Annotated in this window: 4 protein-coding genes; 3 read left to right on the top strand and 1 reads right to left on the bottom strand. The window is 54.1% G+C overall.

Annotated features, from left to right (window positions below; all coding sequences use genetic code 11):
- The 3 genes from VGE80_RS08475 to VGE80_RS08465 all read left to right on the top strand — a co-directional run.
- Positions 1–538, top strand: a 538-nt coding sequence (locus VGE80_RS08475) for a cbb3-type cytochrome c oxidase subunit I (RefSeq protein WP_440592343.1), incomplete at its 5' end; no start/stop codon positions are given.
- Positions 539–602: 64 nt separating this feature from the next.
- Positions 603–1,700: a cytochrome c oxidase subunit 3 gene (locus tag VGE80_RS08470; RefSeq protein ID WP_440592342.1), complete on the top strand. Its 1,098-nt coding sequence runs from the start codon at positions 603–605 to the stop codon at positions 1,698–1,700.
- A 4-nt stretch (positions 1,701–1,704) separates the two neighbouring features.
- A complete protein-coding gene (locus tag VGE80_RS08465; RefSeq protein ID WP_440592341.1) occupies positions 1,705–2,118 on the top strand; it encodes a cytochrome C oxidase subunit IV family protein in 414 nt (137 codons plus the stop codon).
- 386 nt (positions 2,119–2,504) lie between these two features.
- Here VGE80_RS08465 and VGE80_RS08460 read toward each other — a convergent pair whose 3' ends face one another.
- A complete protein-coding gene (locus VGE80_RS08460; protein WP_440592340.1) occupies positions 2,505–3,158 on the bottom strand; it encodes a cytochrome P460 family protein in 654 nt (217 codons plus the stop codon).
- Positions 3,159–3,725 lie beyond the last annotated feature (567 nt).

The following is a 3,725-nucleotide window of genomic DNA, read 5'->3' as shown; positions in this document are numbered from 1 at the left end:
TTACTTCGTTGTGGCTCACTTCCACTACGTGATGATGGGTGGAACTCTGATCGCCTTCCTGGGTGGCCTGCACTACTGGTGGCCCAAGATGTTCGGCAAGATGTACAACGAGAACCTTGCTCGAATCGCCTGTTTGATCATCTTCGTCGGCTTCAACGCGACCTTCTTCCCGCAGTTCATCCTCGGCAGTCGAGGCATGCCACGGCGATATGCAAAGTACGATCCTGAATTCCAGATCTTCCATCAGTTCAGCACGTTTGGTGCGCTGCTGCTGGGAGCAGGTTTGTTCCTGTCCGCCGGCGTGCTGCTGCATTCACTTCTGAGAGGGCGTCGTGCCCCTGCAAACCCCTGGGGTGGTTCGACCTTGGAGTGGAAATGCAGTTCGCCACCCCCTCACCACAATTTTGACTGGCCACCTGTCGTGACTGAGCCATACCACTACGACCACATTCAGTATGATCCCAAGGAAGGTGGATATGTGGAAGTCGAAGAAGTCGCACCTGATCCGGATGACGCTCCGCTCCCTGTGAAGCACTAGGCGTTGATCGCACTATTCCGTCTCAGAACGTATCCAGTACCTCACTTTCATCCGGTTAATCCACATGTCCGATTCATCAAGCGTAGTTGCCGAGCCCTCCGCCACTTCGCATCATCACAGTGACGATCATCCGAGGTTCCTGGCCCATCACTTCGGCTCGCCCCAGCAACAATTTGATGCGGGCAAGTTCGGCATGTGGCTGTTTCTGATCACTGAAGTCCTATTCTTCAGTGGGCTGTTCTGTGCCTATGCGGTCTATCGCAGCACCCATCCGGAAGCGTTCGCGAATGCCGACCGCTATCTCGATTCGACATTAGGCGCCACGAACACTGCCGTGCTGATTTTCAGTAGCCTGACGATGGCGTGGGCAGTTCGCGCAGCTCAGTTGGGTCAGAAGACGCTGCTGATCCGCTTGCTGACGATCACTCTCATGTGTGCCAGCATCTTCCTGGGCGTGAAAGCCGTAGAATACAGCCACAAGTGGGACCTGGGGATCCTGTGGGCTTCTCAGTTCAACCCGAAAGATCATGCGGCACACAGTCCAGCGCTGCTCGTACTCTCAATTCCAGCGATCCTGGCAACGATCATTACGGGCGTTGCATTTGCCGTCTCGCGAGCCAAGAAGTCTCCAATCGCAGCCCCGTTCTGGTTCTGTCTGCTGCTGACCAGCGTTGCGTTCTTCGGCGGCGTCGGCCTGGGAACATTGGTTCCCGTGATCGAGGAATCCTTCACCGGTGTCAAACACGGTGGCGATCACGAAGAATCGCACTCAGAGCAGGGCGGGGATCAGAGCCACGGTCACGATGAGCACGCAAACGTAGCTCAGGGGACTGATGCCCACGCGGGTCACAGCCACGCAACCGAAAGCCAAGTCAGTGAACCCCAGGCCAGCATCGGAAATGGCCCTTCGCATCCCCTGGGCCAGGCAGAATTCGATCCGACCTACACGGGGATCTTCTTCAGCATTTACTATGTCATGACCGGCCTGCACGCGATTCACATTCTGGCTGGAATGGGAACCATCGCATGGCTGGTCTGGCGATCGATCCGAGGTGATTTTGGGCCAGACTATTTTGGTCCCGTCGACTACGTTGGCCTGTACTGGCACCTTGTCGACCTGATCTGGATCTACCTGTTCCCACTCTTGTATCTCATTGGGTAAACCCATGTCTCACTCAGAATCACACTCCGTTGCCAATCCCATGACGCCGCACCATACCGAAGTGGGGCACCATGGCCATCAAGGACTGCATGTCCACGTCATGCCCTTGAGCATGTTGTTTACGATTTTTGGTGCACTGATCTTCTTCACAATTGCCACGGTGGTCATCTCGAAATTTCACCTTGGTGCTTGGGAAGTTCCGATCACCATGGCGATCGCGACCACGAAAGCAGCACTGGTGGCCGTTTACTTTATGCACTTGCGCTATGACAACCCGTTTCACGCGATCGTATTCTGCTTCTCACTCTTATTCGTCGCCCTGTTCCTGGGTGGAACATTGATCGACGTGCGTGAGTATCAGCCGGATCTGATCCCTTTCACGGCCCCGGCTGCACCCGCTGCTGCACCGGCCCCGTAAGCTGCTTCGAGATGACCGTGCGTGATAGCGCACGGTCATTGTTATTACCGGCGACAGGTGAGTTCGTTTTCAAAGTTGTTGAATCAGTTCGTACGGTGATTCAACGCGCGGGCGGCATTCTTTTCCGCTTCTCAGTTGGCCGCTTTATATCAAGCCGTTTCGTCAGGAGCGAGATTCGGCCTACTGAACAGTCGGACAAATTCCGCCAGAAACATTCCAGTGCAGTTAACGGGACTGACGGCAATCCGGGACGCGAGCAAATCCGTCAGGATCGCTGCCGATGATTGACTGAAGTCGGCCTATCCGCGTCCGACTCTGGTATTGCACCAATTTCCTGGTGAGTCCGCTTGCATCTGCAAGTGTCCCGAGTTCTCAAGCAGGCCTGCCTATTTGCCTGTGTTGCTCTTCGTGAGTTCCTTCTCCCGGGCAGTCGTCAGCACCGAATAAAACTGGGTAAAGACGTTATCGTCTGCACCGTGCTCGGCATGGCAGTCGTAGCAAGCACTCCTCGCGATCGGCGCTTCAGTCTTCCGGACGGTCTGATTCCGACCCTCTGCCGCGTCATGAAACAGAAAGTAGGCCCAGGCATCCGGGAACCGCTTTGAATCCTTGACAGCCACTTCAAGCCCTTCTGTCGGAGCCGCGACGAAACCCGTTCTTGAGACAGGGCCCTTGGTCTTGGCAGGTCGCGAGGGAAGGTTTGTCACAATGAATACCGACTGCTCGGGAAATTCGCCTGTCTTCACGTAGTGATCGAAAGCTTCCGGTTGCAGATAGACATTGTGAAACGTACCTGGATTATCTGCATTTGATTGCGCTCCATCGGAGTAGCCAAGACCGACAGACGTTCCCACCACGACCCATTTCTCAAATCCATCGGGCCTGCGCAACCTTCCCTCTTCGTCGTATTCGGGCAGCGCCATTCCTTGTGTAATCCTTGGATTCTGCGGTGTTAACTCTGAATCGGCCGACCGCAGCAACAGTCCGACAAGCAGGGCCAAAAGGATGGTGATTCCCAGAGATCGACGCGAAACTCGCACAGCAGACTTCCTGATTCAGTTGACGAGTGATGATCCCTCCAAACGGAGGGGGGATCATCATTCCGAAAAAGAGAGACAACAACCGCAGGTTCAGTGTACCCTTGAATACATCTGAAAACATATCAGGAGACTTAAACAGTCCACTGGTGCATTTTTCACAAATTGACATGGAGGGTTCCCCTCGCAAAGGCAACTGTCCAAGATTCCAATTCTGCAAATGTCCCGAAAGTCAAAATTCCCGTTGGTTTTAGAGATCATTCTTTTTTAATGTTGAGTTGCCGGCAGATCTTCGAGCAAAATTGACTAGTAAAAAGCGGTGTTTACCTGACAACCCGGGCCGTTAGAACCGTTAAGATCTCGTTCCGTTGCATTTTGGCGTCTTTGGTTCTCACCAGCGGCGCCGAACCGTTGTAAAATGAAACTTTATGACGTAGCTTATCGTCTGTACTTCTCTTTGTGCCCCGCCGCTGGTAGCACAATCGATCCCAGGTGGAATCAATGAGTTCCGATCCCCGTTCTCAGTCTACTCGCAATGAGTTCGCAGGAGGCCCCCCCCCATCCTACGAC

Source organism: Schlesneria sp. (assembly GCF_036405755.1).
GTDB classification, from domain to species: domain Bacteria; phylum Planctomycetota; class Planctomycetia; order Planctomycetales; family Planctomycetaceae; genus Schlesneria; species Schlesneria sphaerica.
This window is presented reverse-complemented; position numbering and strand designations above follow the sequence as displayed.